This window comes from Ruegeria sp. YKSD163 (assembly GCF_059612905.1).
On record NZ_JBXWRM010000033.1, the window covers coordinates 1 to 25593 of the forward strand.

General features: G+C 60.7%; 24 protein-coding genes. 7 read left to right on the forward strand and 17 right to left on the reverse strand.

What is annotated here, in order from left to right; all coding sequences use genetic code 11:
* The first annotated feature begins 28 nt into the window (after positions 1 to 28).
* From AC2FNA_RS23040 to AC2FNA_RS23055, 4 genes are read left to right on the forward strand one after another with little or no spacing between them, the layout of a single operon-like run.
* Positions 29 to 1063: an ATPase, T2SS/T4P/T4SS family gene (locus AC2FNA_RS23040; protein WP_496830660.1), complete on the forward strand. Its 1035-nt coding sequence runs from the start codon at positions 29 to 31 to the stop codon at positions 1061 to 1063.
* Between the two features lie 17 nt (positions 1064 to 1080).
* Positions 1081 to 1500 (forward strand): hypothetical protein, encoded by a 420-nt coding sequence (locus tag AC2FNA_RS23045; protein ID WP_072244758.1) that lies wholly within the window; start codon positions 1081 to 1083, stop codon positions 1498 to 1500.
* A complete protein-coding gene (locus tag AC2FNA_RS23050; protein ID WP_496830622.1) occupies positions 1500 to 2525 on the forward strand; it encodes a TrbL/VirB6 family protein in 1026 nt (341 codons plus the stop codon). Before AC2FNA_RS23045 ends, AC2FNA_RS23050 begins: the two co-directional genes overlap by 1 nt.
* Before the next feature lie 47 nt (positions 2526 to 2572).
* Positions 2573 to 3508, forward strand: coding sequence for a hypothetical protein (locus AC2FNA_RS23055; RefSeq protein ID WP_496830624.1), 936 nt, complete (start codon positions 2573 to 2575; stop codon positions 3506 to 3508).
* Positions 3509 to 3557: 49 nt separating this feature from the next.
* Here the strand turns inward: AC2FNA_RS23055 and AC2FNA_RS23060 are convergent, their stop codons facing one another.
* The 5 genes from AC2FNA_RS23060 to AC2FNA_RS23080 all read right to left on the reverse strand — a co-directional run bounded on the left by AC2FNA_RS23060 (position 3558) and on the right by AC2FNA_RS23080 (position 10262).
* Positions 3558 to 4466: a reverse transcriptase family protein gene (locus AC2FNA_RS23060; RefSeq protein ID WP_496830626.1), complete on the reverse strand. Its 909-nt coding sequence runs from the start codon at positions 4464 to 4466 to the stop codon at positions 3558 to 3560.
* The gene (locus AC2FNA_RS23065; RefSeq protein ID WP_072244762.1) at positions 4463 to 4771 is read right to left on the reverse strand and encodes a helix-turn-helix domain-containing protein; all 309 of its coding nucleotides are present in this window, start codon (positions 4769 to 4771) and stop codon (positions 4463 to 4465) included. The genes AC2FNA_RS23060 and AC2FNA_RS23065 overlap by 4 nt, the downstream gene beginning before the upstream one ends.
* A gap of 575 nt (positions 4772 to 5346) precedes the next feature.
* The gene (locus tag AC2FNA_RS23070) at positions 5347 to 7329 is read right to left on the reverse strand and encodes a type IV secretory system conjugative DNA transfer family protein (protein ID WP_496830628.1); all 1983 of its coding nucleotides are present in this window, start codon (positions 7327 to 7329) and stop codon (positions 5347 to 5349) included.
* Positions 7322 to 9574, reverse strand: coding sequence for a relaxase/mobilization nuclease domain-containing protein (locus AC2FNA_RS23075; protein WP_496830630.1), 2253 nt, complete (start codon positions 9572 to 9574; stop codon positions 7322 to 7324). Before AC2FNA_RS23075 ends, AC2FNA_RS23070 begins: the two co-directional genes overlap by 8 nt.
* A gap of 85 nt (positions 9575 to 9659) precedes the next feature.
* On the reverse strand, positions 9660 to 10262 hold the full coding sequence (locus AC2FNA_RS23080) for a helix-turn-helix domain-containing protein (protein ID WP_496830632.1): 603 nt from the start codon (positions 10260 to 10262) through the stop codon (positions 9660 to 9662).
* 561 nt (positions 10263 to 10823) lie between these two features.
* Here AC2FNA_RS23080 and AC2FNA_RS23085 point away from each other — a divergent pair.
* From AC2FNA_RS23085 to AC2FNA_RS23095, 3 genes are all read left to right on the forward strand, one after another.
* Positions 10824 to 11543, forward strand: coding sequence for a ParA family protein (locus AC2FNA_RS23085; protein WP_496830634.1), 720 nt, complete (start codon positions 10824 to 10826; stop codon positions 11541 to 11543).
* 10 nt (positions 11544 to 11553) lie between these two features.
* Entirely contained in the window at positions 11554 to 12210 is a 657-nt protein-coding gene (locus AC2FNA_RS23090) for a hypothetical protein (protein WP_496830636.1), read from the forward strand.
* 151 nt (positions 12211 to 12361) lie between these two features.
* Positions 12362 to 12532: a hypothetical protein gene (locus AC2FNA_RS23095; protein ID WP_496830638.1), complete on the forward strand. Its 171-nt coding sequence runs from the start codon at positions 12362 to 12364 to the stop codon at positions 12530 to 12532.
* Positions 12533 to 13093: 561 nt separating this feature from the next.
* Here AC2FNA_RS23095 and AC2FNA_RS23100 read toward each other — a convergent pair.
* From AC2FNA_RS23100 to AC2FNA_RS23155, 12 genes are all read right to left on the reverse strand, one after another.
* Positions 13094 to 14122, reverse strand: coding sequence for a hypothetical protein (locus AC2FNA_RS23100; protein ID WP_496830640.1), 1029 nt, complete (start codon positions 14120 to 14122; stop codon positions 13094 to 13096).
* 506 nt (positions 14123 to 14628) lie between these two features.
* Positions 14629 to 15177 carry a hypothetical protein gene (locus AC2FNA_RS23105; RefSeq protein ID WP_496830642.1) on the reverse strand — a complete coding sequence of 183 codons (549 nt, stop codon included), beginning with the start codon at positions 15175 to 15177 and terminating at the stop codon, positions 14629 to 14631.
* A 527-nt stretch (positions 15178 to 15704) separates the two neighbouring features.
* Positions 15705 to 16598 carry an abortive infection family protein gene (locus AC2FNA_RS23110; RefSeq protein ID WP_496830644.1) on the reverse strand — a complete coding sequence of 298 codons (894 nt, stop codon included), beginning with the start codon at positions 16596 to 16598 and terminating at the stop codon, positions 15705 to 15707.
* A gap of 2 nt (positions 16599 to 16600) precedes the next feature.
* Positions 16601 to 17011: a hypothetical protein gene (locus AC2FNA_RS23115; protein ID WP_321186091.1), complete on the reverse strand. Its 411-nt coding sequence runs from the start codon at positions 17009 to 17011 to the stop codon at positions 16601 to 16603.
* 95 nt (positions 17012 to 17106) lie between these two features.
* Entirely contained in the window at positions 17107 to 18300 is a 1194-nt protein-coding gene (locus tag AC2FNA_RS23120) for a GIY-YIG nuclease family protein (RefSeq protein ID WP_133618457.1), read from the reverse strand.
* Positions 18293 to 20341: a pseudomurein-binding repeat-containing protein gene (locus AC2FNA_RS23125; protein WP_496830646.1), complete on the reverse strand. Its 2049-nt coding sequence runs from the start codon at positions 20339 to 20341 to the stop codon at positions 18293 to 18295. The genes AC2FNA_RS23120 and AC2FNA_RS23125 overlap by 8 nt, the downstream gene beginning before the upstream one ends.
* Positions 20338 to 20754 carry a hypothetical protein gene (locus AC2FNA_RS23130; RefSeq protein ID WP_496830648.1) on the reverse strand — a complete coding sequence of 139 codons (417 nt, stop codon included), beginning with the start codon at positions 20752 to 20754 and terminating at the stop codon, positions 20338 to 20340. Before AC2FNA_RS23130 ends, AC2FNA_RS23125 begins: the two co-directional genes overlap by 4 nt.
* Positions 20751 to 23480: a class I SAM-dependent DNA methyltransferase gene (locus tag AC2FNA_RS23135; protein WP_496830650.1), complete on the reverse strand. Its 2730-nt coding sequence runs from the start codon at positions 23478 to 23480 to the stop codon at positions 20751 to 20753. Before AC2FNA_RS23135 ends, AC2FNA_RS23130 begins: the two co-directional genes overlap by 4 nt.
* The gene (locus AC2FNA_RS23140; protein WP_132694148.1) at positions 23477 to 23899 is read right to left on the reverse strand and encodes a type II toxin-antitoxin system VapC family toxin; all 423 of its coding nucleotides are present in this window, start codon (positions 23897 to 23899) and stop codon (positions 23477 to 23479) included. Before AC2FNA_RS23140 ends, AC2FNA_RS23135 begins: the two co-directional genes overlap by 4 nt.
* A gap of 3 nt (positions 23900 to 23902) precedes the next feature.
* Positions 23903 to 24151: a FitA-like ribbon-helix-helix domain-containing protein gene (locus AC2FNA_RS23145; RefSeq protein ID WP_496830652.1), complete on the reverse strand. Its 249-nt coding sequence runs from the start codon at positions 24149 to 24151 to the stop codon at positions 23903 to 23905.
* 48 nt (positions 24152 to 24199) lie between these two features.
* Complete coding sequence (locus AC2FNA_RS23150) at positions 24200 to 24475, reverse strand: WGR domain-containing protein (RefSeq protein ID WP_390261246.1); 276 nt, start codon at positions 24473 to 24475, stop codon at positions 24200 to 24202.
* An 85-nt stretch (positions 24476 to 24560) separates the two neighbouring features.
* A complete protein-coding gene (locus AC2FNA_RS23155; RefSeq protein ID WP_496830655.1) occupies positions 24561 to 25493 on the reverse strand; it encodes a DUF2493 domain-containing protein in 933 nt (310 codons plus the stop codon).
* Between the last annotated feature and the right edge of the window lie 100 nt (positions 25494 to 25593).

A 25593-nucleotide genomic window follows, 5' to 3' on the forward strand; every position in this document is an offset into this window, starting at 1 on the left:
GTCGACCGCGATCTGGAGATTTTCTGACATGGCAGCGAGCTATCTCGAAGCCTCGCTCGACCGGCTTGGCGCGCCCGTGCAACGGGACGACACGATCGAGATCTGCATCAACCCGGATGGGCAGGTCTGGGGCGAGTTCCAGGGCGATCATTTCATGCGGGGCCTTGGCACGCCGCTGACCCAGACCGAGATCAAGGACCTTGGCAACCAGATCGCCTCGGCCGCCTCGACCACGCTCAGCACCAAGAAACCCATCGTCTCGGTCTCGATCCTCTACCGGGACCGACCGATCCGGGCGCAGGTGATCCAGCCTCCCGCTGTTGAAGGCGGGTTCTCCATATCGCTGCGGTTCTTCTCCTCCCTGCCGCTGGAGGCCATCAAGCTTGGCTTCCTCTATGGCAAGGAGCGCAGCCTCGAAGGCCTGCGCCGCGAACGCAACGCCGCGCTCCGCGATGTGGTGGCCTCCGGCGACATCGATGCCGCCCTGCGCTTCTGCGTCGAGAACAAGCTCAACATGATCGTTTCAGGCGGCACCTCGACCGGCAAGACAGTCGCGGCGCGCAAGATCCTCTCGCTGATCCCGCCTGAAGAACGGATCATCACCATTGAGGAGGCGGCGGAACTGCGCCCTGAACAGCCGAATGCCGTAACGCTGATCGCCGACCGGGACACCGAGGCCCGCAGCGCCGATGTGCTTCTGGCCTCGACCTTACGCATGCGGCCTGATCGGATCGTGCTGGGTGAGGTCCGTGGTCGCGAGGCCATGACCTTCCTCGAGGCGATCAACACCGGGCATGGCGGCTCGCTGACCACCTTGCACGCTGAGACCCCGCAACTCGCCGTCCGCCGCCTCGCCATCGCGGCGCTCAAGACCGATGTGCCGATGACCTATGCCGACATGGTCGACTACATCGAAGGCTCCATCGACGTGATCATCCAGGCCGGCCGTCATGACGGCGCCCGCGGCATCACCGAGTTCTTCCTGCCGGGGCAGGCAAGACATCCAGACCAGAACACGGGTCCAGCCGGGAGTGCCGAGCGCCCCACGGTCGCGGCCGAATGAACCGAAAGGAAACCCCCATGCGCCAGACCATCCTCGCCGCCGCTGTCACCCTGCTGGCCGCGCCCCTCGCGGCCCAGACCTCGCCTCAGGTCACGAACGATCTCACCGTGACCATCACGCCCCAGCAGTACCGGATCTGCAACGACCGGCCCGCTCGCCCGACCTGGATGGACGAGGTCCACCCGCGCGAGGCCTATAAGGCGCTGACGCTGATGCGGCTTTACGAGCTGCGGTCATGGGAGGCGATCCAGGAAACCGGCGATTGCGGCTGTGATGTGCGCTTCCCGTCATGGGATGCAGCCTCGGCCGAGTACGAGGAACGGTTCGCGACAAGCACCCAAGCGGAGCACACTCAGGCCCAATTGGCCCTTCGGAACGAGCAGAACCAGATCGCCCGCGACGTCCAGGATATCTGCGAAACGCAAGGCAACTGGTAATGAGCATCGTCAGTTGGATGGTTGGAACCGCTGACGGTTTCCTTGCCGATGCGGCCGAGTCTCAGTTCGGGGCGGTGGCAAGCAATACCGGCACGATCATCCTGCTGATGGTCACGCTTTCGCTGATCGGCGTTTGCATCAACATGGCCTTCCAGTTCCGAAGCATGGATGGGGCCAGCTTCTTCTGGTACCTGATAAAGCTGATGTTGATAGGGCTCTTTGCCTTCAACTGGGCCAACTTCAACGCTGTGGCTAATGCAGTGATCGGCGGGCTCGACTACATCGCCGGGGCACTGATCTCCTCGGTTGGTGGCGGCGGGGCAGGGGCCACCTACTTCGCGGGCGAATTCGACCGGCTGATCACCGAGTTCAGCCAATACCTGAACGCGATCGGCAACAACCTGAACTGGATGACCGGCGCGATCCTGGGCGGGATCGGCCTTGTCATGTTGAGCCTGCTCGGCTTCATGACTGGCATCGTCCTGATCTTTGCCAAGATGATGCTGACACTCATGCTCGGCCTCGCTCCGATCATGATCGCTTTGTCGCTGTTCGATGCGACCAAGGATTTCTTTCACAGGTGGGTCTCGACGACGATCAGCTACGCCTTCTACCCCATCGTCATCGCCGCCATGTTCTCGACCGTGGTCGGCATGGCGAATTCGCTGCTCGCGCAGCTCGGTGACCCAAACTCCGCGACCAACATCGGCTCGCTGGTGCCGTTCTTCGTGATGGTGTTCCTCGCCAAAGGCTTCGTCGCGGCAACGCCCCTGATCGTGCGGGGGATCTCGGGGAACCTGATGGTGGCTGCGGCGCCCGCTGTGGTCTCTGGCTCGGCCGGGATCATGCGGGGAGTCTTCAATACGGACGGCGTCAAGGGCCGGGCGAGGATCGGTGCACTCACGACAGGCGAAGCGATCGGGCGGGGTGCTGTGCAGGCACCCGCAGCTGTGCGGAGTGCGGCGGCAACGGCAAGCGCGCAGGTAGTACGGATGGCCGAGAGGGCAAAACGGCTGGCGCCGTAATCACGGCGAGAAGGCGGACGAAATCGAGATGAATTCAGAGGCAACTTATGACCGATAAGCAGAAGGTAACCATGGCTTCGGTCATCCTAAGGCGGTTTGGTTTTACCAACCTCGAAGCAGCCCAGTTCTGGGGGGTGCGCGAAGAAACGGTGGCCAAGTGGGCAACGGGCGAAACCGATATGCCGACGACCATGCAGCTCACAGCGCTTGAGCAAATCAATGCCTGGCAAAGCTATTGTCGGCATATGGCAGGTGTTTATCACGATATCTTCCAGGAAGCGCCTGAAGCATACATCGGCGTTTTGAGCGCGAACGACGCGGCCGCATATGGAGTTCCTGAAAGTGAAGGTTTCATCTCGAACACCATCGCCAGCATCTGCGCATACTTGGGACCGAAGAACCACAGCTTGGTGCTCGTCACGCCAGAAGAGGCGACGCGGGAGGACACATTAACCCGCATGCGGGAATGTGCTTTTCTTTGGGCAATCAACTTCGTCGATCTTTTCGATATGGAAACGGCACTCGACACGACTGAGCTCGCGGTGACCGAGTTCCTCGTCTCTCGTCTTCGGCAGGACCTCAGCGATCCTATAGCGGCGATGCTGTCAACAGATGGAAAGGCGCATGATCGGCGATGGACCATCCACTTCATCAATACCTGTGATCTCGTGGCTGATTTCACCAGTGAGGATGAAGAGGGCGATGAGCGCCACGAGTATTTCGAGGTTTCATTCACGCCACTCTCGCTGGATTCTCCCTTCGATTTTTACAACGATGATGAAGCACGGGTGCGCCTTGTTGTGGACAATGGCACGACGATGGATGTGGGCCTTGCCGCCGGCGATGCTGAAGCTGATTTTGTGGCCATGAACATAGCGGTTGCAGAAATGCTCAATGAAGTATTCGGGACACCCGCGAAGATGAAGGCAGCGTTTGAGAAGCAACGTGCTGTCGAGCAATCCGAACGCGACATGCTGCACTGACATGCATAATGCATTTTGCACGAATTAGCCGATGGCTGCTAAGCTGGCTCTATCGATCGTAGCACTCAAGGGCGTCCCGCTGCGCTGCGACCATTTCTGCCTTGCTTCTCCATGATGGATCAACTTGGCTGGCTTCAAACAGACGTCCAGTCAGCCGCCTTGCGATCATCAGCTTCTCGCGACCATTTGGCAGGGCAATAAAGACTGCGAAGTCTTCCGCAATTCCCTTCTGCCGCTTGTTTGGAAGCTTCATGCCTTCTTTGGTGACGGCGACGCCGGTGATGATCCTAGGTTGGCCGGGGCGGAACACCTTGGTCTTGTGACCGTGCAACCGATAGGATGAAAAGATCTTCCTTGCTGCATACAGAAGGCCCCTGGTCGCACCTATGCCCGTGAATACCACGTCATCCACATAGACGGTCATGACACAGCCCTTGCTTGCCGCCAGCTTAGCCAAGGCGTCGAACATGTCCTCGTAGGCAAAGTAGGAAAGGATCGGGCTGGAGCTGCTGCCAGTCGGGAGGTGACCATCAACTGTGAGCAACTTGGTCAGAATGCCTGCTACGTCCCCCGAGCAAAGCATTCGATCCAGGAAAAAGTGGTGGACCGCCTGTGATCGGACGGACGGGTAAAACTTCCGGACATCGATCTTCACGCAGCCCGCATCCACAGAATGCCCGCTTGCGTTGGTGATGTATGATCTCCCCCTGATTGCAGAATGCAGGTAATCTGGAGTCTCAATTTTGGCCAGAAGCAAGGCTACGCGCTTGTGCACCTTGTCCAGCTTCGGCTTGGGTTCCTGGATCGGCCGACCAGTTTTCTTGTCGGTCCATCTCTTGTAGTTGTCCGTTGTTGCGCAAAGCTCGTTCAACTCATCGAGCGTTACCCGCAACCGGTCCGCCAGCATTTGGGGACTGGTGATCTTGTAAAAAATGGACTGGTTGCGGGGGTAGCTCATCGCTCAGACCCTCTGTAATCCGAAATTGTAGCCACCCAGTCCAGCATCTTCACTGCTTTGTCGGCGACGAACACCCTTACATTTTCGGCCTTCCCCGCCCCTTCCACCTTCTCGGCGAACAAAAGCAAGGAGGACATGGGAATGTCGAAGGCGTCGGAATACTTCTGCAGTGTGGCCATTGAGACGTTCTTGTCGCCCTTCTCGATTTCAGACACGTAGGATTTTGAAAGGCCCAAGCGCTCAGCGGCGTCGACCTGAGACAGGTCATGATAGACCCTCACAAGCCGCAGGGCTTTGTTCAGCATTTTCTCCCTCCAAACAATGAACACCTAGGAGCCGTCGAGGAAGAACCGCGCCAGTTTCACGATGGCTTTAACCATCCAAAACGCGGCCAAGAGCATCGACCTGTTCCGAAGAACACGCCGATACCAACGACGGACCCGTTGCCCGGTGTTCAGGGGCTTCTTGGGATCAGTTGTTCCCATTTCAGCATCCTCCTGGGCATCACCACCGGACCACCCGATGGCTGTGCGCCGATCCCAAGAGGCAAAGTGGGCAAACGGTAACCCCCAGGTATCCCCGTGCCGCAACGTGCGCTGCGGCCTTAAGTCGGAAGTCGTCGCCGATCGCATCTCTCGCTCGCGATCACCGCTGCCCCCAAAGTGGGTAGAGACCGAAGCCTCCTCGACTGGCGAACCAGTCAGCCTGTGGCGCTATCCATCACCTGAACACTGTAGCCTAGATAGCAGATTCGGTCGCCAATGCAAGAACAAAGTTCGCTTGTAGCGATTTCAGTCCGCCATCGCCATCGCCAATCTACCAGATATTGTGTTTTCCTCTGCTTTTTGCTGATGTGCTCCAGGAAAGTTCCAAGACCATTTCAAGCATGCTCCGCAATGATCCCTCGCGTTGTCTGAACTGCCGCTGCCAGTTCGACACTGTCAGACGCACGAAGACCGAGCCCGGCCAGATCGAAGGACAGCTGATCTGACCCTGCGCTACCCGCAGCGGCCCGTGCGGCCCTCCCTCGCGCCCGGCCCGACGGCGCAGGCTTGGGATCGAGCGGCTCTTGCGAGGGAGATTGAGCCGATTTGGGCAGCGCAGCTGCCTCAGAGCCCTGCGCCCCAGCAGCTGCCCGCACCTCCCGCAGTTCCAGCTTCAGCTTCTCTACCGTCTCCCGCGTCTCGGTCATCTGCCGGTCCCGCCTCAGCCCGTCCTCGTCAGGGTACGGGAAACTCCCCGCCTGCCCGGCATGCAGCACCTTCAGCGCCGGGTCCTCAAAGTATTTGATCCGCCGCGCCCGGATTGGCATCTGCGCGTCGATCACGAGGATCACTTCGTCGAGGTCCATTCTCCGGGCCTGGTCCTCGGTCAGGAGCGGCGTGTCTTCGGTCCGCTCGGACACACTGCGCCCCTCAAACGGGTTTCGCCCGACCGCACGCGACCGGGTGACCACGCGCTTGGTGGTCTTGCCAACAGCCTGGCTCAGCTCCTCGATGGTCTTCTGCTCGGACGGGGTGAGGTAGAGCTTCACGCCCGCGCCACCCTGGAGCGACCGTCGCGTGTTCTCGCCATAGATCTCGTCCAGCGCCGGGATGGTCTGAGTCACAATGGCAAGGTTCCCGCCAAAGGAACGCAGCGTCTTGATGCTCTCGGCGACGATCGGCATTTTCCCAAGGCGGTCGAACTCGTCGAGCATGATCATCACGGGCCAGGGCTCGTCATCGCCCGGTTCTTGCGCCTGCAGTGAGGCGATCAGGTCCGAGAAGAACAGCCTGATCAGCGGGGCCAACGGGCGGATCATCTCGGATTCGACCACGAGATAGATCGCATGCGGGCGGCGCCGAATGTCCCGGAAGGAGAAGTCCGAGGTCGCGGTGGCCGCGTCGATGGCGCGGTTGTCCCATGTGTCGAGACCCGAAGTCATCAGGAGCGAGAGGTAAGAGGTCAGGGTGTCATTGTTGGTCGAGGCCATGCGCTCGAAGATCAGCTTGGCCGACTTGTTCTTCACCTCCTGTGCGCGCTTGAGGTATTCCTTCTGCTTGTCGCCACCTGAGGCGGTGATGCGGTAAATTTCGCCGATGGTCGGCACCCCGCGCTCGAAAGCCAGAAGGCCTGCCGCGACGAAGAGGTCGATGCCGCCTGCCAGAAGCCCGCTTAGTTTTTCGTTGTCGGTCTGCAGGAAGAGCTTTGCGGTCAGCTTCAACTCCATCTGCTGCCGGTCGGGATTGGTCATGGCCGCGATGCGCGCCAGCGGATTGTAGCGGTGGGTCGGCCGATCCCAATCGGTCGGCGCGAACCGGAACACCTTGTCGCCCATGGTGGCACGGAAGCGCGAGGTTTCGCGGAAGTTCTCGCCCTTCACGTCGAGCACCACGGCTGAGCCCTTGTAGGTGAGCAAGTTCGGGATCACGAAACCCACCCCCTTGCCCCGACCCGTCGGCGCCACGATCAGCGCATGCGGGAAGGTTTTCGACACGAGAAACGGGCGTTTCAATTTCGGAGGGCCAAGCTTGCCAAGAAGGAAGCCGCCGCCCGGTTTGGCGAAGAAGCCGTTGCGCTTCATCTCGCTACGTGTCTGCCAATGGGTCGTGCCGAAGCGCGTCAGGGCCTCGCCGAGAAGCGTGACGCTCAGCATGAGCGCGGCTATGCCAAACCCGCCCAAGATCAGGTTCACCCAAAGGAAGTCCTTCGGGGCGGTGTTCCCAAGCGCGCGGTATTCCCGCGCGAGCAATGTGAAATCGATGCGCTCGGTCGACAGCCCATAGCGCAGGATCAAATAGCCCGTGGCCACGACATAGCCGATGGCGAGGCCGACTAGCGTCAGGCTGAGGATGCCGCCCGCGATCTTGCCCTTATCCATGGGTGATCCCTTTTTCGCCATGGGCCGCGGCGTGACGCGCGCGCTGCGCCTCGATCTGTTCCTCGGCGAGCGCATCCAGCACCCGCTCCATGGCCGGCCCGTTGGCGGTCACTTCACTGCTTTCCAGATAGGCCTTCGCGAGTTCCAGCTGCCGCAGCGGATGCTCGGTGAACTTCTCCAGCACATCAGCATGGCCCGCGCGCAGGGCGGTGACCGCGTTTGGCGTGAGGTTTCTGTCGACCTGCTCGATCAGGCGCTGCCCAGCTGTTTCGGAGAGAGCTGTGCCATCCTCGGCCTCGGCCCGCTGCAGGAAGGTCAACACATCAGGGGCGGTCTCAGCCATGAAGCGCCGCTCGGCATAGTCCTGTCGCGCTTGATCCTCGATGTCGAAACTCCGCTCGCTGATATAGGCGCGCGATGCACCCATGGCGCGGAGGCGGTTGATTTCCTCCTGCACCGCCGTCCCGAATTCTTCATCGGGCATTTCCGCGCGGTAGCGCGCGAGGGTGCGGTCATCTTCGGTGATCGGACCGAGATGTTGCGTCGGATCGCGCAGAGCCAAGTCCATATCGCCCGCGTGGAGCCTGCGATCCTTCTCCTCGACGGCGAACTCCTGTGGCTTGCGGCTGTCGGTGATTTTGTCCCATGCCATCGAGGCCAATTCGGCATGATCGGGCGAACGCTGTGCATAGGCGTTGAAGGCGTCGCGGGCTTCTTCCACTTCGACAGCACCTGCCCTGCGCACGGACGGGTCATCCGAGAACGGATGAGTGAAATCCGTCCGGCGAAACTGGGCGACCAGCTGCTGGAAGTCCTGCCGCTCGGACGGGGCGAAGGCGTCCGGTCCCGCGTCGTCGAGATCGCGGCCCAGTGGCGTCAGACGCTCGGCGAGCGAGACCTCGGCATCCTCCGCCTCATCGACATCGTCGACCGCCCGCAAGATGCGCGCATCGGTCAGTGTATCGCCTAGGCGGACGTGAACGGCTTCCAGCCGGTCCAGCGCTTCCTCACGATCCTCGCCCTTCTCCAGATCGAGGTCGCCCGCCGTGGCGATGGCGCGCAGATCCTGCGCCAGCCACTGCCGTTCGAGCGCGGCATTGCCAGCACCCTCGCGCATGCGGGCGGCCACGGCTTCGGGGTCGATCCCCGTGCCCTGTAGCGCCTCCGTAAGCCGTGCCTTCACATCCCCCTCGTCGAGGCGTTCGAGTTGGTCTTCGCGCATATTGGCGCGCGCATAGATACCGTCTGGGGAGGGCGCATCAAGCAGCGCGGCCGAGCGGTCCCCCAGCGGATTGAGATGCGCGACCGAGGCCAGCACATCGGTAAGCTTGCGCTCGATTTCTGGCCGCTCGGACGCAGGCGCACAGCCGATCGCAGCCTCGATCTGGCGGATATTCTGGGAAAACTCGGTGATCAGCGTGTCGAACGCTGTTTCGTCTTGGGACATATAGATGGCTCCGTCAGATTGGACCTGACCGCCACTGGCAAGGATGCTGCTGGCCCGCTCGAGCGCCTCGGCCACGTCTTCGAAGTTCGACCGGGACGCCTCGGCAGCCAGACCCCGATAGGTCAGCGCGTTGCGCGCCACCGTCTGCAGGGCTGCGGCGAGATCAGCGCCTGTGCGCTGGCGCTCGACCGGCGGCCGGCCCTCGTCACGGGCCTTGTAGACCTCATCAATCTCGGCGCGGTAGGTCGTGACGCCTCGGTCAAGACGCCGTGTCGCCTCGAGCCGGATCCCGTGGACCTGCGCCGCGTCAACCATCGCCGCCCGAAAGGCGTCGTAGTTGAAGTGGTGATCCTTCCCGAGAAAGAACATTTCGCCATCCTTGCTGCGGCGGTTCAGAACGATATGCGCATGTGGATGTGCGCGATCTTGGTGTATTGCAGCAATATAGTCGAATTGCGACCCCTCACCTTGAAAGAACTGCTCACAGACGGATTCCGTGATCGCGCGCACCTCTTCACCGCTGGTGCCGACGGGAAACGCCATCAGCAGATGCGAGGTATGGCCGAGCTTGGGGCTGTGCCGCTCACCCCATTGGTTCTCAAATCGGCGTACGACCCGGTCGATCTCGGCCTCGGTCAGGGTTTTCTTGCCATCATGTGTGCCACGACTGTCGAGGATGTGGCTCGACTTGGTGGTAAGATACGTCAGCTGGGCCTTGAGCTGCGCGCCGGTGTGGCACCCGCCCTGCGAGATCGGCTTGAAGATGGCCGGGGAATAGCCCCGCGCCGCGCGCACCATCTGCGCGTTCCTGGCGAGTCCCTGCCAGCTGCCGGAGACCCGGCTCCAGTCGCGATCGAAGAGGGCGGGCCCGACACCGCGCACCTCACTCCGCGCCATGCTCGGCCACCTGCTCCGCTTCCTGCTGCGCCAGACCAGCGAGGGCCTTTGTCACTTCGAGGTCCAGTTCGCGGCGGCGCGCACGGAACATCTCCTGGATCTGGTCGGCCATGTCGAAGACGAGCACCGCGAGATCGCGGATCTCGGCATGGCTGGCGGGCGTATAGGGCAGCCGCTCGCCCTTGAGCTTCGCCTCATTCAGGCGGCGCGCGACCTGGTTCACGTTGTTGCCGACCCGGTTCAACGCCGCGCTCATCCCTCTCAGCTCATCCGTCATACCCTCATCCGGGCGCAGGAGATCGTCTGCGGCCAGCATCAGGGAGCGCATGGCATCCGAGCGATGCGCGATCCCGCGCCGCGCGAGAGCAGCATCGAAGCCGCGAAGGTCGCGGTCGGTGACGCGCATGGTCAGCACGCGGGTACGGCTGTCGTTGGCGGAGACGGCGGAACGTCCTCGGCTGAGGACGTTGTAGACGGTCTTGGGCGAGACCTTCAGCACAGCGCTGATCGCACTGACCGAGACGCCTTTCGCCCGTTCCCGGACGATCTGACGGCGCTCCTGATCGGTCAGTCTGCGACTGCTGCCCATGTGAAGTATACGTTCCTATTTCTTGCCACCTTCATACAAGCCCGCCTTCTCCCAGCACAAGCGGAGAAAGCATTAAGGGCTTGTACTCAATGTAGAAAATCGGCCCGGGGGCCGATTTGACGTCCTTTGTCAAATGCAGCGCGCAACGCGCTCAATGCAACGCGCCCCGCGTTCCCTGCACCGTGCATCACGTCTTATGCACGGTGTCTTTTGCGCTCTGCAGCGCGTCTTCGGGCAAGTGGGACGTGTCGATTGCAGCCCGCATCGCGCGCCCCTCACAATGCACGGCGTCGCGTGCACCTCGCGTCGCGTTCCGCGCTTCACGTGCTTTGGTGGATGCCGAATGCAGCACGTCTTTTGGCAAAAGCATCGCGCAACCTGGATCGCGGCGTCTGTCCCCTGCGCCCCGCTGTCTGCTCGCCGCAAAACGCGCAACGGCGAATGCATCATGCCCACCGCATCGTGCATCCCGCCTTCCGCTTGACGCCGATGCACCAAGAGGTTAGCGACATTATTGCATCTTTGTAGCGATTCACTATTCTTGCAGGAGGTCCACCCCCCATGCCCAACGACAATCTCGTGGTCATCGCCGCGATGGCCCGGAAAGGGGGGAGCGGCAAAACCACGCTCTCGCGCGCCCTGATCAGCGCTGCCGTGGCTGCCGGGCGTCGGGTTCTGCTGATCGACACTGATAGCACCGGAGTGCTTGGCGCCTGGCACGAACGAGCTGAAGCGGCGGGTCTGGGGTCGCCTCTGCTGCGGTCAATCTCGGTCGAGAGTGTCGGGGCCGTCGATCGCAAGATCGAGCAGGTCTATGATGCGGACTCGGCGGATTTCGTCTTCATCGACACGGCAGGCGTCGGCGCGGAATGGTCGGACGGGATCGCGGTTCTCGCCGATCACATCGTCACACCCGTCATGCTCTCGACCTCGGATCTCGATGTGGGTGCGCAGACCGCCGACTGGTTAGAAAGGTTGCGCGCGCGCGTCGATGACCCGGCGAGCTTGCCGCGCCACCATGTCGTTCTGAACATGGTTGACCCGAAAGCCACACGCGCGGATGCCGCCTTGATCGAAGTGGCGATCGCTCGGTTTCCCGTGGTTGAGACGGTGATGATGCGCCGCAACGTCTACAAGGAGATGGACGAGAAAGGCCTGCTCCACGCCATCGCGCTACAAAAGCAGGCCGATCCAAACCCCCTCATGCGCCCGCATGTCCGTCATGTCGTCGAGGCCCTTGAGGAGGCCACCGACATCCTCAACAACATCCTGGCCGCGTGAGGACAGGGCGTTGAGAAAAAAGATCCCAACCATCACCCGGCCCGACCCAGCCTATGCCGCGTCCCTTCGGCCAGAGGGGGAGAAAGACCCGGGAAGGGAAGAGGCGGATCGGGAAGAGACCGTCCTGATGCCGATGAGCATGACGGCAGACGTGGCGGATGAAGATCAAGCGACGGTGCCAAGCAGGCCTTCCGTGCCTTCGCCACAAGCAAGCCCGCAGACAACAACAAAGATCATAACTGCGCCCACGGCGTCGCAGCCCAGGGTCCGACGCATTCCGGCCAACCGCAAGATCGATATCCGGGTGAACGCGCTGGAACGGCAGGAAGAAGCCTTGATCGACTGCGGTGTCGACCCCGCCCACGTCATCCGCGCCGCTCTACGCCGTGCCGTGAAGACCTGGCAGCTGGGGCCAGAGTTCGTCCCACCATCCGAAGAGCAGAGAACGCGGATCACCGAATGGCGCGCGCGGACATCTCTGGCTGTCGATGTCAATGCGCTGACTTCCATCCTGCACGCCCATGACCCCCTCGATGTGCTCAGCAAGTGGGCCTTGATCCGCGGCCAGATCGAGCCGCGCGTCTGGGCGGAGATCGACACACTTCTGGACGAGATTGCCGTTCGCGCCGCAGCGCAGAATACAGAAAATGATACGTCAACAACCTGACTATAAAGACAACTTGTCCTTTTGTCGGTGGGTTTTTGCCGAAGCTACCGCCCACACCTTGCAGTTGCAAAAACCTGTCGTTAACACCGCCGACAAGAAATTTTTGACCTCCCTTTAACCAGTTATGAGGTCCAGATAGCAGGAGCGCGTCATGACCCCAAAACCCCGCCTCACCGGCGAACCGATCATGCGCATCCTCTGCAAGAAGACCGACAATCTGGTGGGTTTCCTCTACCAATGGAACAATGGCGATCTGCAGCCCGCGTGGCTGGACGATGCTATGGCCGAGGTTCGCTACGAACCAATAAGCGACGCCGCCTGACACACGTGATCTGATTGCGGGCGAGGCGATCAAGGGCGGTTCGGAGTGCGGGCCCACAGCAGGCCGCGCCGAATTCTGCGCATCATGAGTTATAGAATGGAATTCTATACCTCATACGTTGGCAACGAACGCGATCCGAAAGGCCCAATTTCTTTTCTTTCATCGCCCCTGTCCGACCTACCGAGCCGCGGTACCGGCGACTCCTTTGAAGACGTAGCTATTCGGCAAGCTTCTCGATGATGGGTTGTGGGAACAGTTTCATAGGGATCGTCTCCTCTTTCGTTTCGATTTCTCGTCCTCTCGAACACGAAAGAGGCAGACAGGGCGAAAGAGCCAGAAGGCGCACAGGGGTAACACGGTCGGGACAAGCCCCGAGTGGTTTGGGCACCCCTAGCGACAAGGGCGCGCCCTGTCAGAACATCGGACTAGACTAGAAGACAGATGCGGTAGCGGGAGATGAAGCCCCGTTCATGAAACGGCCAAACCCCACGAGTGCAGGCGCACGGGCGATCTGGAAGCCGGTGGCCTTCACAAATGGCGGCGCTGCGCCCTTGCCGATCTTTATCGTGAAGAACTCTGCCCTGAACGGGCACTGCCTGCATCATCCCTAAGCCCCGCAACGAGCTTCTCGACAAGTTCGACGGCCTCGGTGACGCCTTCGGCGCGAAGTACAAGCCGCTGGCCGGGCCGATAGCGGGTGTCGCCGCTCTTGGCGATATACTCCTCATCGACAAGCCCCTGCCGGTGGGCAAGCAAATGGCGCTGCTGGAACGCCCGCACGAGTTGGTCGAGGGAGGGGGCGTCGAGATGGGCGCCATAGCCCTGCCCCGTCGCCTGCTGCCAAAGGGTACTACCCTCTGCAAGGTTCTGGAAAGCGTTCCGCCTTGCCTTCGGCGGCGCGGGAAGCTCTACAAACAGAGCTTCGACCACACGCTGAAAGGCGGTGACAGCGTTCTGCAAGCCGTTCTCGATCACGACGCGCACGGTGGTTTCGGCGGTGTCGCGATCCGGCATCGCGGCGCGCACCTGATCGAGCGCACGGAGTGTTGCCTTGATTCCTGCGATGGTCTGCTCGAAGACCTGTTCGGCGGCACTGTGGCCGCAAGCGGGACAGAAATAGGCGGCCCCGATCACGGCATAGCGGCAGGCGCAAGACGGGCAGGTGATCTTCAGCGCCATCGGGTCAGTGGCGGCCGGGGGCAGCATGACATGCTGCGGCCGGGAATCCACCTTCATCGTCATCGAAATGAAGCCGCCGCGCGGCCTGCTCCAATTGAACCGGGCAGCATCGGTTTTCAGTGCTTGATTGAGGCCGCCTTGAAGCTGCGCCACGGCAGCTGCGTGCATGTGTTCGACCTGTTGCTGTGTCCACCAACGGTGGCTGTGATCGGTATGGCCGCAGGCGGGACAGTGAAGCCGCTCTGCTTCCTTGGCCTTATGCCAATCTTCGCTGAGCATCTTGAACTGGAAAAGGCATTCATCCGATGGGCATTCACGGTCGAAGTAGCCTTCCTCGTCGTCCTCAATGAGGATCGAGACTTCGCCGCCGCCTTCGAGGCTCCGCAAAAATCGTTGTGTCTCTTTAAACATCTCGCAACCTCAGAACATCTTGTAGCGTACTGTTCGCTCCAGCCCCATATATAGCATGATTGCAGGGCAATTTGGAGTCTTCCATTGGACGGGCTCTTCCCTTGCCCCTGGTGTTCAATTCCTGATCCTACCGTCTGCCAGATCACCGGACGCTGAAGGTAAGGCGCTTGCGGTGCGCCTCCCGCCATGCTGATTGCGGCCTTGCTCAGGCGAAGCCTGTGGCGCGCGGTGCCTTAAGCGCCGCATGAAGTCTGGCCTGCCCTTCTTCCCGTGAATTCAACCCCCCAGGAGAAGGAGACTTGGCATTACCCACGCCATAACCCTAGACAACCCGCACAACCTATCCGACGAAGCCCTCTGGGCGCTGTTTGATGAAACCCAAGCCCTGCTCGAAGAGCTGCCCTGCGGCTGCTGGGAGCGCGGCATCGCGCGCGCCAATCTGCGCCTCATCTTGAGCCTGATCGAGCGCCGCCGGGTGCACGTCTCTCTGGACGTGCCGCGTAGGCCTATTCCGCCGCCTCTTCGTGCTTCTCCTCGGGCAGAGGTACATTCATGTCCTCGGCACCGATGGCGATGGCACGCTCGACAAGTGCGTTATATGCGGGGACGGTCAGCCCCGGCGTCTTGGCCGCATGTAGGCGGCGAATGGCAAAATGCGGGTTGAGGATGACGGCATGAGAAAATTCCCCTGCCGTGCCCGATGCGATGCGGATGAAGCCGAGATTGGCAAGCTCCCTCATCCGCTCCTTCCAGGAGCGTACTGCTCGCTGGCCAGTGTAGCCCGAGTAGAAAGCCAGCTCATCAGCGTTCTGCAAACTGACATACATCTCGTCGAACGCCTGCGTCCAGAGGGCAAGATAGGTCGTCGAGGTACGTTTGCTGCCCGGTGCCAGGTCGTCGATGATGTTCATGATCAGCGGCATCGTGCGCGGCACGGACGTGAAGCCGTCATAGACGTTGCGATGCCAAAGATCGTCAGAAGACAGATCAGGCCAGAGCTTCGTGCGAAGGTCTGTAATTTTTTTGGCGATTTTCTTCTTCGGTGTCCTGACCATGGGAGCCTCATGTGTTAGAGGGGACGGGCTGAAGTATGGACCTTCAGCCCTGTCGGCGGTGAATGCGGCGGCGCGAGGTTTGGACGCTCGCTCCGATGTTCATCCTCTCATCGGCGATAGGGTTAATATGCCTATAAAATCGTTTTTTTTCAAATACTTAGTTCGCGCGCCTCGTCGTTTGACGCCGCTTCCACGGCCAATCTGACAAGCCCGGAAAGCACTTCTTGCGCAATCTCAATACTTGAGCTGGCGCAAGCCTATCGCAAAACCGCCGTAAAGCCAAAGTGATAGGTGGTTTTGGCGGTGCTCGGCGTCATCACGGTCCTCACGCGTCCTCGCGGTGCTCGCTGTGATCGGGGCAAAAACCCCCTCCCTCGGGCCGGGGGTGGGGTAAAGGGGCGGCCTATTCGGCCGCTATCGCTTGGGGCTCAAGGTTGGGCATGGGCGCGGGGAATTTCAGCCCCCTTCAACGACGAAGGAGAGATGACCGGCCAAGACCGGCGCTACTGACAGGATGAAACTAGCCGTTACCCTGCCGGATCGTCTGCTTTGGGAAGCGGGCGGGCAGGAAATTTCCGTTGCCATGTCTCGATGAGAAACAGCGCTGCCGTGCTCGCGGCATGGATCGACAAACGGGCAATCCGCGCGTCAACACGGGCAAAGCCCTTCTCGCGGCCGTGGGCGTCGCCGCCGTGAGTGCGCAGAGCCCCTACCCCTCCGATGACCGTGGCCAGGCCGGAAAGGATTTGCCGCACGTCATTCGCTATTAAGGGGTCGATGTCTGAGCGGTCAGGGGACAGACCAAGCGGCTGCTTCACGGCATTGTAGAGCCCCTGTACGTCCTTCTTGGCAGGGAGCGGTTGCCCCAGCTCGATGAGGATAGACCGGCACACGCTCTCGACCGTGCTGCACGCGGCGGTGACGGCATCTTCGGGGTCGGTCTGGCTGCTGGCGAGAGCGCGGTCGAGATCGCGGCTCACCGTGTCGAAGTCGATCACCTCGGACAGCCCCGCCAGCTCAGCCAGGACAGGGACATTCTTGCCCGCCTCGACAAGCCGCATCCGCCCGCCCTGCTGCTGAACCTCGAAGCCGTCGAAGCGCAGCGCGCGGTTGAGATGGTCGAGCACGGCGACATGACGCTCGGGCTCATGGATGAAATCGCGGGGGTCAGCGGCTCCCTCGATAATCTTCGAGAGCACTTGCTCAGCATCGAAGCCGTTGTTGAGATTGATAAGGCACTGCACCAGCGACGGTACGCGGGAGCCATTCACCGTGAAGGCCACATTGCAGGCGCGCATGAACTTCTCGATCTTCGGCCCGCTGCGATAGATGCCGATGGGAGGCGTCGTGTCATGGCCCCCGCCGCCGCTGATAATGTCGGCGATGGCGTCGATGCTCTGGGGCGATAGCGGGAAGGGCATGGCTATAGGTGATCCTTCGCCCAAAGAAGCGCATTGAACGCGGCAAGCTTTGCATCGGTTTCGGCTGAATAGACCTTGCTACCTGCCTGCACAGCTCCCGATGCCCGTCTCAGGACACGCACCGACCATCCGGCTCCGGCCCGATAAACTGTGAGATTGAACCCGTCCGTGTTGATGTAGAGGTTGCCTTGTCTGGACGTGCGCCATTTTCGAGAAGGCCAAGCAGCGCGGCGGCGTGCGGAATTTCTGAGACGCTTCTCCCGCTCCCGGGGCCGCTTGTAGTCCTCTTCCATGTGTTCAGCACAAACACAGCCGACCTGAAGCGAACCGGGATAGTCTGGATGCTCCATAATATGGGCATACCGGATTTCGGCGCTGTCACACATCTCGCAGAGTTGGCTGGGCTCTTCCAAGTCTTCGACGCCGACACAGGTCCAGCCTTTTTTCGGGACGCCTGCCTCTGACCATTTCCCTCGACGAGTGTGACTGTCCCGATCCATCGCCCAACCTACCCCGAAATCTGTTTGAGTTCGGCAGCGTGGGGATCATAGCGATAGCTGGTTATTGTGCCGTCCCTGATCTTTTCCACAGCGTCGTTTATGACAAAGAGAGGTACGAGGAACCATTCTCGCGGGACCACAGGCCGTCCAAAGCGATCCATGATCTCGATTTCGAGCCGTGCGGGTTCGAAAATCCGGTGGATCAGGTTTTCCAGCTTGGACCGGTTGATGTTGTAGAGTTCATATGTCGCAACCACCTCGACATTCGACATCAGAAACGTCGGCTGCAGATGCGCGCCAGCGATCCGCTTTTCGACGCTCATATTGGTGACACCGATCTTGTGCACCAGTTCCCGGTTTTCTGTGACGAGTGGATGATCGGATTTGCTGCGAAGCACATAGATGATCCCGCTCGCTTCATCCCCATCGATTGTCTGGTCTGAAAAAAGTGGGCCTGCCGATGGGTCAGTGATCCGGCGTCCGGCGTCGTCCTTGTTCAACGCACGCTGGAGCGAGCGCATCAGCATGTTGCTCTCGGTGCCATTGTCGAAAATCACCCGCAGACGCGCATCCGTGCGACCTTGCTCGTTGGTGATGGTCTCGCCCTTGTCGGCGACATAGGCTTTTTGACCGCTGACAATGAAGAAGCGTCCCTTCTCAATCTCGGCTTTCATCTCGAACGGGCGGGTTTCGCGCAAGCCGCTATCCAGCTCTTTCTGTACCTGCTCGAATAAGGGTTTGAACGTGGCAAAATCCTCGCATTTCTCGCGGTTTCCGACTTCATCGGCAGCCTTTTTCTCGGCTGTCGACCGGACATGTTTCAATTCCGTGAGTGGTGATCTAGCCACTTCCACACCCAGTTCAGCGAGGAGGGCATCGTCATCGAGGTCATCGGAGTCTGACGCTGAAGGCGGAGGGGTGTCTGTTAGGAGACCGTGCTCGTCCAGTGGGCCCAGCAAGTCGCGACACTCCTGCAATTGACGGATCTGGTCAAGACGCACCGCATAGAGGCGTTCGAAGATATCGCGGTCCTCCCCGTGCTGGGGAGGCCGACCATGCTCCTCTGCAAATCGCAGGATTTCCTCGAAACCTGCGATGATGCGTTCTTCGCGTGGTGTGCGGCTGAGCTGCTTCTTGACCTCGACCTCGACGCCAAGCTCCGCAAGCAGGGCATCATCTTCGTCGGTGAAACCCTTAGCCATTGGCAGCCTCCTGCTTCATGCGGGCGAGATAGGCCACGCCTTCGGCCATTTTCTTCTCCCATGGATCAGGCGATGTGATGGATGGCAGACGGCCCCGCTCCTGCTTGAATTTGACAGCGCGCTTCGCCAGATCGCGCGCCTCGTCCGGTGACAGTTGCACCTTCTTCGCCGAGATCACGGCCTGAACCTGCCGAAGGCTTTCCTCGCTCATCGTCTTTGCCAATATCGAATAGGCTTCGCCGAAGGGGTTGATCCGGTCGATCAAGTCGATGTCGAGCTCACGCACATCCATGGCGAATTTGCGCACCCCGTCGATCAGAGCGGTGTTTCCCGTAGTCTGCGTATCTTCGCCGCTCGAAAGAGCGATCTCCTTTGCTTTCTGGGTCAGGTTCAGCGCGGCCACCGCATGCTGGCGCACGGCTTCCTGATCCTCGGCGTCCAGCTCCGGGAACTTTGCTCCGACGATCTTTCCCATGCGAACCTGCGTCAGTTCCTCAGGCACCAGCTCTTCATCGAAGAGCCCGCGTTCGATCGTGGTCTTGTCTTGAACGAAAGCGGTGATCACCTCGTTGAGGTCTTCCTGGCAGATGCGCTTGGCTTCCTTGCTCTTGGGTTCGACCAGGCCCTTGATCTCGATCTGGAACTGCCCGCTGGCCTCGTTGAAGCCGACATTTTCCTTGTTGGGATCATAGCCGCCCTCGCCGTAATCGAACCCTTCGACAGGGCCGCTTTTCACGGTTTTGGGCGTGAAGTTGAAACGCGGGGCCAGCACCTGCTCCATGAGCAGGCTCGCGGCGATCGCTTTCAGCGTGTCGTTAACCGCCTCGGTCACGGCCTCGGCCGCGGCGTCGGGCTCGGCGATCAGGTTGGTGAAGCGCGCACGCGTCTTGCCCTCGGCATCGCGGGTGGCGCGGCCGATGATCTGCACGATCTCGGTCAGGCTGGCGCGATAACCGACCGTCAGGGCGTGTTCGCACCAGATCCAGTCGAACCCTTCCTTCGCCATCCCCAGGGCGATGATGATGTCGACATGGTCGCGGTTGTTCTTCTGCGCCGGGTCCTTCAGCGCGGCTGAAACCTTGTCCCGCTTGGCGGGTTCATCATCCACCAGATCGGCGATGCGCAGCACACGCCCTTCCGGCGTCTTGACCAACTGAAACCCCGTGGCGGGGTCGGTGCCCTGCCAGTCGCCCAGGGCGTCGATGATGTGCTCGACCTCGCGGTGCTTGTCCTTGGTGCTTTCGCGTGAGTTCACGTTCGGAATGTGCAGGATTGTCTTCTCGGTCGGGTCCAGCACCTTGAGGATGTCATCCGCATAGGACCCGGAATAGAAGAAATACCCGATGTCGAGCGACTTGAGGTATCTGTAGCCGTTCAGCTGCTCGTAATAGGTGTAGGTGACCGTGTCGAACCGCGCCTCGTCCTCGGGCGACAAGACGGCCTCGGCATCACCGCGGAAGTACGATCCGGTCATGGCGACCAGATGCACCTTGTCGCGGGCGACGAGAGCGCCGAGATGCATGCCCAACTTGTTGTCGGGGTTGGCCGAGACGTGGTGGAATTCGTCCACCGCGATCAGCCGATCGTCGAAGGCCTGGATCCCGAACTTGTCGACGGCGAAGCGGAAAGTGGCATGAGTGCAGACCAGCACCTTGTCGTCGCTCGCCAAGAACTTGCCCACGGCGCCGACCTTGCCATCATCGCCGCCGGGCGCGTTGCACAGGTTCCATTGCGGCTGGACGGTCCAGTCGGCCCAGAAGCCATACTTGCTGAGCGGCTCGTCGTTGAAGCTGGACCCGATGGATTTTTCCGGCACCACGACGATGGCCTGACGCAAGCCCTGATTGTGCAGCTTGTCGAGCGCGATGAACATCAGCGCGCGAGATTTGCCCGAGGCCGGGGGCGATTTGATCAGCAGGTATTGCTCGCCGCGCTTCTCGTAGGCGCGTTCCTGCATCGCCCGCATGCCCAGCTCGTTCGACTTGGTCGAGCTGCCGTTGGCAGCATATTTGACGGAGACGGAGGGAACACCTTTGGTCATTGCGAAATCCTGTACTCGTTCAAATAGCTGATGGCCCAAGCAGGCGGGCTTGGCCAACTGCGAAAGCCCTTCTGATGCCAGGTGACGCTGTCCGCGCCGATCTTGTCATTCGCTTCCATGAAGCCGACCAAGGCATCGTGATCATAAAGATAGAGATCGTCGCCATGAAGAAAGGCGATGTGGATGCCCTTGCCGCTGTATTTCCGGTCGATGACAAGCCGCCCCTTAAGCTGAACCTTCAGAAAGGTTTCGCCGTCGATATGCACGGCGATGAAATCCGCGCCCTGCCAATCATCGGTCAGGCGGATGCTGTTGAAACCGTAATCGGCTAGCCGCCCGGCGACCTTCTGGAAGTTGTAGTTCTCTTTCTGCCGCGAGTTGAGATCGGCATAGGCGACGCGCTGAAACTTCATGCGCTCACCTTCGTCGTCATCCGCGTATACATCTCGAACAGTTTTTCCAGCCGTTCGGTGTCGTTGCGGAAGCGGCGGCCGATGTAGATGCGTTCCAGAACCTCGTCGTTGTGGTCATGCGCTGCGCGGAGGTTGGCGGGCATTTTTTCGGGGTCGTAGAGGTCGGCGATGGTGGCGGGGAAATGCGCCTCGCGGGCCAGAAGGATGCCGGTCGCCGCCGCTGTCAGGTCGGCGCGGTTCTTTTCGGTCAGTTTCGGGACGGGGAAGGTGTTCCAGCCGAGGGTGTTGGAATACGAATAGTCTGTTCTGAGCCGTCCGCATATTGTGTCAATCCAAGCCAAGTGCAGCTTGGAACTGATTATTGACAACGTCCACAATGGGCCATTTGGGATGAAGAACGCTTTGTTTGTTGGGATCACCGAAGCATCAGACAAACCAGCAGGAAAATACTCGCGGTTCTCCGAGGAAACGATAGGAACAAAGATTTTGACAGCCTCATCACCTTTTCGTTCGCGAAACTGATGGGGTCTTGATGCCAACTTGTTCACTGCTGCATCGTCGGTCTCTAACCGGTCGTGCTTTACGGCTGCAATGCGCTCCCGAACCTCGGGGATTTTACTTACCTCCAATAGTTCGGTGTCATCTATCCAAAGGCAATATCGCTCTTTTCCGTTGATGAACTCAGATGAACCGAGAAATCGGCGCATGAAATTCAGAGGAAGGCCTTCCTCTGCCAGTTTTGACTTTTCAGTCGGTTCAAGTATCAAACCCGCCGATTTTGAATAGTATACGCCGTATTCCATTGGAACTTCTGTAAAACGCGGCTTCTTCTGTGCAGGAACCACATCGATATTATGATGTGTCAGGTAGGGGTTGATATTCAGCACTTCCCGTTTGGCATCTTCTGTGAAGATCCAGCGACTGCCATCTGGCTTGCGGTCGACGCCCGTGACGACCACGGTAACCCCCGCCTTGTTGGCCGCCAGATTTGACCATTTGAAAGACGTATGTGCAAAGCGGATACGAAAGCCACGTTGCTGTAACAGCGCCCAAGTAATTGGGACCTGTTGACCTTGGCAAATGCTATTGGTTGCCACGAAGGCGAAAGGCGCCTCGCAAGCATCGTTGTATAGTGCGGCCTTCATAAGCCACGCACCGACGTAGTCGACGTTCTTCCATTTTCCTGTCAGGCCGGAAAATACGCGCTCCAAGTCTTCCTTTTCTTGCGCTTGCTGCTTCCTAGAACCTTTGAATGGCGGGTTCCCGCAAATATAGGTCTCGCCCCCTTCGTTCGCGAAGTCGATCTGTGCCTGATCCAGCGGCGACATGAACAGGTCATCGGCCTGAAACTTCACCCCCGTTCCCGTGGGCGGGCAGACCGACAGCCAGTCCAGCCGCAGGGCGTTGCCGCAGGTGATCCAGTTCTGCGCGTCCAGCGGCAGAAACTCGGCCAGCGCCTCTTTCTGCCCGCGATAGGTCACGTCGCATTGGTATTCCGCGATGATCAGCGCCAGCCGCGCGATCTCGGCCGAGAAATCCCGCAACTCGATCCCGCGATAGTTGGTCAGGGGAATGTCGGTGCGCCGCTGCGGCTCGCCCCGGCGTTTGTTGATCTCATACTCAAGGCTGCGCATTTCCTTGTAGGCGATGACAAGGAAATTGCCCGAGCCGCAGGCGGGATCGAAAACGCGTATCTTGGCCATACGCGCCCGCAGATTGGCCAGCTTGCGCGCATTGTCGCCCGCAGCCTCCAGCTCTGCCCGCAGATCATCGAGGAAGAGCGGGTTCAGCACCTTCAGGATGTTCGGCACGGAGGTGTAGTGCATGCCGAGGACCGAGCGTTCCTCCTCATCCGCGACGGCCTGGATCATCGAGCCGAAGATGTCGGGGTTGATCTGCGTCCAGTCGAGGCTGCCGATATGGGACAGGTAGCGCTGCGCGATCTTGGAAAAGCGCGGCACATCGGTGCTGCCCGAGAAGAGCCCGCCGTTCACGTAGGGAAAAGCATCTGCCCAACGGGGCAGCTTGGCCTCGGCCCGTTGGGCGATGGGCGTGTTCATCGCGCGGAAGATTTCGCCGATGACCTGATGGGTGTTGGACCCGTCACGGTTGGCCATCTGGTCGATGGTGGCGGTGAACAGGTTGTCGCTGACAAAGATGTCGGTGTCTTCGGCGAAGAAGCAGAAGATCAGCCGCGCCATGAAGTGGTTCATATCATGGCGTTTTTCGGCGCTGCCCCAGTCGGGGTTGTCCTTGATCAGTTCGACATAGAGCCGGTTGAGACGGCTGGTCGCGCGGATGTCGAAGGCGCTTTCGCGGATCTGCTTGACAGTGGAGATACCCGCGAGCGGCAGGAAGAAGCCGAAATGGTCGGGAAAATCGGTGTAGCGGCAGGCGATGGTTTCGCCGGTGGTCATATCCTCGGCCTCGAGGTCGATGCCGTCGGTGGCGAGGATGAACTTCGCCTTGGCGCGGGTCGTGGCGGGGCTGTCGCGTAAGGCGGCCAGGGTCGCCGCGATGTCGCCCGGGGCGCAGGTCGCAAGATGGATGTTGTTGGTCTGCAGGACGCCGCCGACGTCGGACTTGTTCGACGCGCCGGTGCGCAGCCGCTTGATGGTGGTGTCCTTGTTGCCGAAGGCCATGAGGAAGGCATAGGGGAATTCGGTCGCATCAAATGGCTGCTCGGCGAGTTCGGAAACAGCTTGTTCGATTTCAACGGCGTTCATGCGGCTGTCCAGGGGTTGATCAGGTCGATCTCGCAACCCTCAAAATCAGGCGTATTGCGCGTGGCGACGGTGGCACCACGGGTGTGGGCAATGGAAGCGATCTGGCAATCGGCCTGGGCGATCGGCCGCCCGGCGGCCCGTCGTGCGGCAGCGATGGTGGCATAGGACTGCGCGGCGTCGCTGTCGAAGGGCAGAATGCGCCCGGCCAAATCCTCGCGCAGGATGCGGTCCACAGCGTCAACCAGCGCGGCGCGGCGTTTGCCGTTCCCCATGATCGCGAGGCCGTAGCGCAGCTCTGCCTCCGATATCGAGGTCAGGTAGACGTTTAGCCCGTCCTGAGCGGACAGCCAGTGTTCGACCTTGGGCTCCGGGGCCGGGCGCAACAGCTCCGAGATGACATTGGTATCAAGGATGATCATGCGTCAGGCCCGGTCGAATGCGGGCGGCTCACGCATGGCTTCACGCTGCGGAAGGTCGAGTTCAACACCACCAAGAGGCGCGACCCGTGCACGGATCGCCGCGGCAAGATCGTGGGATGGCTTCGCTTCGCCGACGACGTGGCGCAGGATTTCGCGCGCCTCCTCTTCCATCGAACGGCCGTGCTCGGCCGCGCGGATGCGAAGGCGCCGCTTCACGTCATCGTCAAGGTTCCGGATGGTAATGCTTGCCATGATATCCTCCTGAGAGGAGTGTAATCACCGCAATCAATGCGATCAAGACTAATCGCCTGAGTGCAGGGCCTCATAGCCCCGCCGCTTCTTCACCGCTGCTAGCTTCATCAACGCGGTGATGGCCTTGCCTTCATCAGGGTGCGTCTCGACCATCATCTGCCCACGGAAACCAATTCGTCCCCATTCGCGCACGAGGCTTGCGCGTCCGAATAGGTCGCGCTGAACGCTAAGTCGATAGAAGCGACGCATGTTGCGCGCCGGATCAATCCGGCGCATCTGCACGTCGGTCGGGAAGACATCGAGCTGGATCGGGCTATGGTACATGTAGTGATCAATTGAGGTTTCTTACACAATATCAGGTGGAAGTGTGCGCTTCCACCTCGATTTCCCGCGATGGGAAAAAGGGGGCTCACGCCCCCTTCTCGAACTTCATGACCGGGATGCCGAGCTTTTTGGCCTTGTCGGCGAGGTTCTCCTGGATGCCGGTGCCCGGGAAGACGAGAACACCCACGGGGAGCACATCCAGCATCGCGTCGTTGCGCTTGAAAGGCGCGGCCTTGGCGTGCTTGCTCCAGTCGGGCTTGAAGGCCACCTGCGTCACGCCCCGGGCTTCGGCCCATTTGGCGGCGATGAGTTCCGCGCCCTTCGGGCTTCCCCCGTGCAGAAGGACCATGTCGGGATACTTGGTCCGGACCTGATCGAGCTTGCCCCAGATCAGGCGGTGATCGTTGAAGTCGGTCCCGCCGGTGAGGGCGACCTTGGGGCCAGCGGGCAGCATCACCTCGGTTTCCGCGCGGCGCTTGGCGGCCAGGAAGTCACGGCTGTCGATCAGCGCGGCGGTCATGTGCTGGCGGTTCACCATCGAGCCGGTGCGGGGGCGCCAGGTCGATCCCGTGTGATGGACAAACTCGGTGGCGGCGTGATCGCGCATCATGTCCATGCAGTTGCGCCGTTCGACGAGGGTCAGGCCTTCGGCCGTCAGGCGCTCGAGTTCGGTGGATTTCACCTCGGAGCCGTCCTGCTCGCGCTGGAGGCGGCGCTGCGCCTGCTCGTTTTCATCGAGCGACCGCTCGATCCGGGCCGTGGCGCGGTGAAAGAGGTTGACCTGGCCCCAGAGCACTTCTTCGAGGTCGGGTTCCATACGGGTGTCTTCCAGGGTCGCGACGAGGGCATCGAAGATGTCGGCGACGGCGACCGCAAGGCGCTGCCCATCGGGCATCGGGCGCGGATCGGGCTCGTCAAAGGGGCGGTAGCCATAAAGCTGCAGCTCGTCGAGCGCATGGGCGGTCTGGGATGCGGTGTGGGCGGGTTCATACGCGTCGTCGTGGGTGTGGATCGTCATCGGTTCTTGCCTCCGGGCCTGTCTGGTCCGCGCGACAACCCGCGCGGCCTTCATGGGCAGCTCTGAGCCGTCATGGCGGACGCCCCTTCACCCCCTCTTC

What these genes read in the sequence shown, in the direction of transcription:
- AC2FNA_RS23040 (WP_496830660.1), top strand. Translation starts at nt 29, where the DNA reads ATGGCAGCGAGCTATCTCGAAGCCTCGCTCGACCGGCTTGGCGCGCCC.
- AC2FNA_RS23045 (WP_072244758.1), top strand. Translation starts at nt 1,081, where the DNA reads ATGCGCCAGACCATCCTCGCCGCCGCTGTCACCCTGCTGGCCGCGCCC.
- AC2FNA_RS23050 (WP_496830622.1), top strand. Translation starts at nt 1,500, where the DNA reads ATGAGCATCGTCAGTTGGATGGTTGGAACCGCTGACGGTTTCCTTGCC.
- AC2FNA_RS23055 (WP_496830624.1), top strand. Translation starts at nt 2,573, where the DNA reads ATGACCGATAAGCAGAAGGTAACCATGGCTTCGGTCATCCTAAGGCGG.
- AC2FNA_RS23060 (WP_496830626.1), bottom strand. Translation starts at nt 4,466, where the DNA reads ATGAGCTACCCCCGCAACCAGTCCATTTTTTACAAGATCACCAGTCCC.
- AC2FNA_RS23065 (WP_072244762.1), bottom strand. Translation starts at nt 4,771, where the DNA reads ATGCTGAACAAAGCCCTGCGGCTTGTGAGGGTCTATCATGACCTGTCT.
- AC2FNA_RS23070 (WP_496830628.1), bottom strand. Translation starts at nt 7,329, where the DNA reads ATGGATAAGGGCAAGATCGCGGGCGGCATCCTCAGCCTGACGCTAGTC.
- AC2FNA_RS23075 (WP_496830630.1), bottom strand. Translation starts at nt 9,574, where the DNA reads ATGGTGCGCGCGGCGCGGGGCTATTCCCCGGCCATCTTCAAGCCGATC.
- AC2FNA_RS23080 (WP_496830632.1), bottom strand. Translation starts at nt 10,262, where the DNA reads ATGGGCAGCAGTCGCAGACTGACCGATCAGGAGCGCCGTCAGATCGTC.
- AC2FNA_RS23085 (WP_496830634.1), top strand. Translation starts at nt 10,824, where the DNA reads ATGCCCAACGACAATCTCGTGGTCATCGCCGCGATGGCCCGGAAAGGG.
- AC2FNA_RS23095 (WP_496830638.1), top strand. Translation starts at nt 12,362, where the DNA reads ATGACCCCAAAACCCCGCCTCACCGGCGAACCGATCATGCGCATCCTC.
- AC2FNA_RS23100 (WP_496830640.1), bottom strand. Translation starts at nt 14,122, where the DNA reads ATGTTTAAAGAGACACAACGATTTTTGCGGAGCCTCGAAGGCGGCGGC.
- AC2FNA_RS23105 (WP_496830642.1), bottom strand. Translation starts at nt 15,177, where the DNA reads ATGGTCAGGACACCGAAGAAGAAAATCGCCAAAAAAATTACAGACCTT.
- AC2FNA_RS23110 (WP_496830644.1), bottom strand. Translation starts at nt 16,598, where the DNA reads ATGCCCTTCCCGCTATCGCCCCAGAGCATCGACGCCATCGCCGACATT.
- AC2FNA_RS23120 (WP_133618457.1), bottom strand. Translation starts at nt 18,300, where the DNA reads ATGGCTAAGGGTTTCACCGACGAAGATGATGCCCTGCTTGCGGAGCTT.
- AC2FNA_RS23125 (WP_496830646.1), bottom strand. Translation starts at nt 20,341, where the DNA reads ATGACCAAAGGTGTTCCCTCCGTCTCCGTCAAATATGCTGCCAACGGC.
- AC2FNA_RS23130 (WP_496830648.1), bottom strand. Translation starts at nt 20,754, where the DNA reads ATGAAGTTTCAGCGCGTCGCCTATGCCGATCTCAACTCGCGGCAGAAA.
- AC2FNA_RS23135 (WP_496830650.1), bottom strand. Translation starts at nt 23,480, where the DNA reads ATGAACGCCGTTGAAATCGAACAAGCTGTTTCCGAACTCGCCGAGCAG.
- AC2FNA_RS23140 (WP_132694148.1), bottom strand. Translation starts at nt 23,899, where the DNA reads ATGATCATCCTTGATACCAATGTCATCTCGGAGCTGTTGCGCCCGGCC.
- AC2FNA_RS23145 (WP_496830652.1), bottom strand. Translation starts at nt 24,151, where the DNA reads ATGGCAAGCATTACCATCCGGAACCTTGACGATGACGTGAAGCGGCGC.
- AC2FNA_RS23150 (WP_390261246.1), bottom strand. Translation starts at nt 24,475, where the DNA reads ATGTACCATAGCCCGATCCAGCTCGATGTCTTCCCGACCGACGTGCAG.
- AC2FNA_RS23155 (WP_496830655.1), bottom strand. Translation starts at nt 25,493, where the DNA reads ATGACGATCCACACCCACGACGACGCGTATGAACCCGCCCACACCGCA.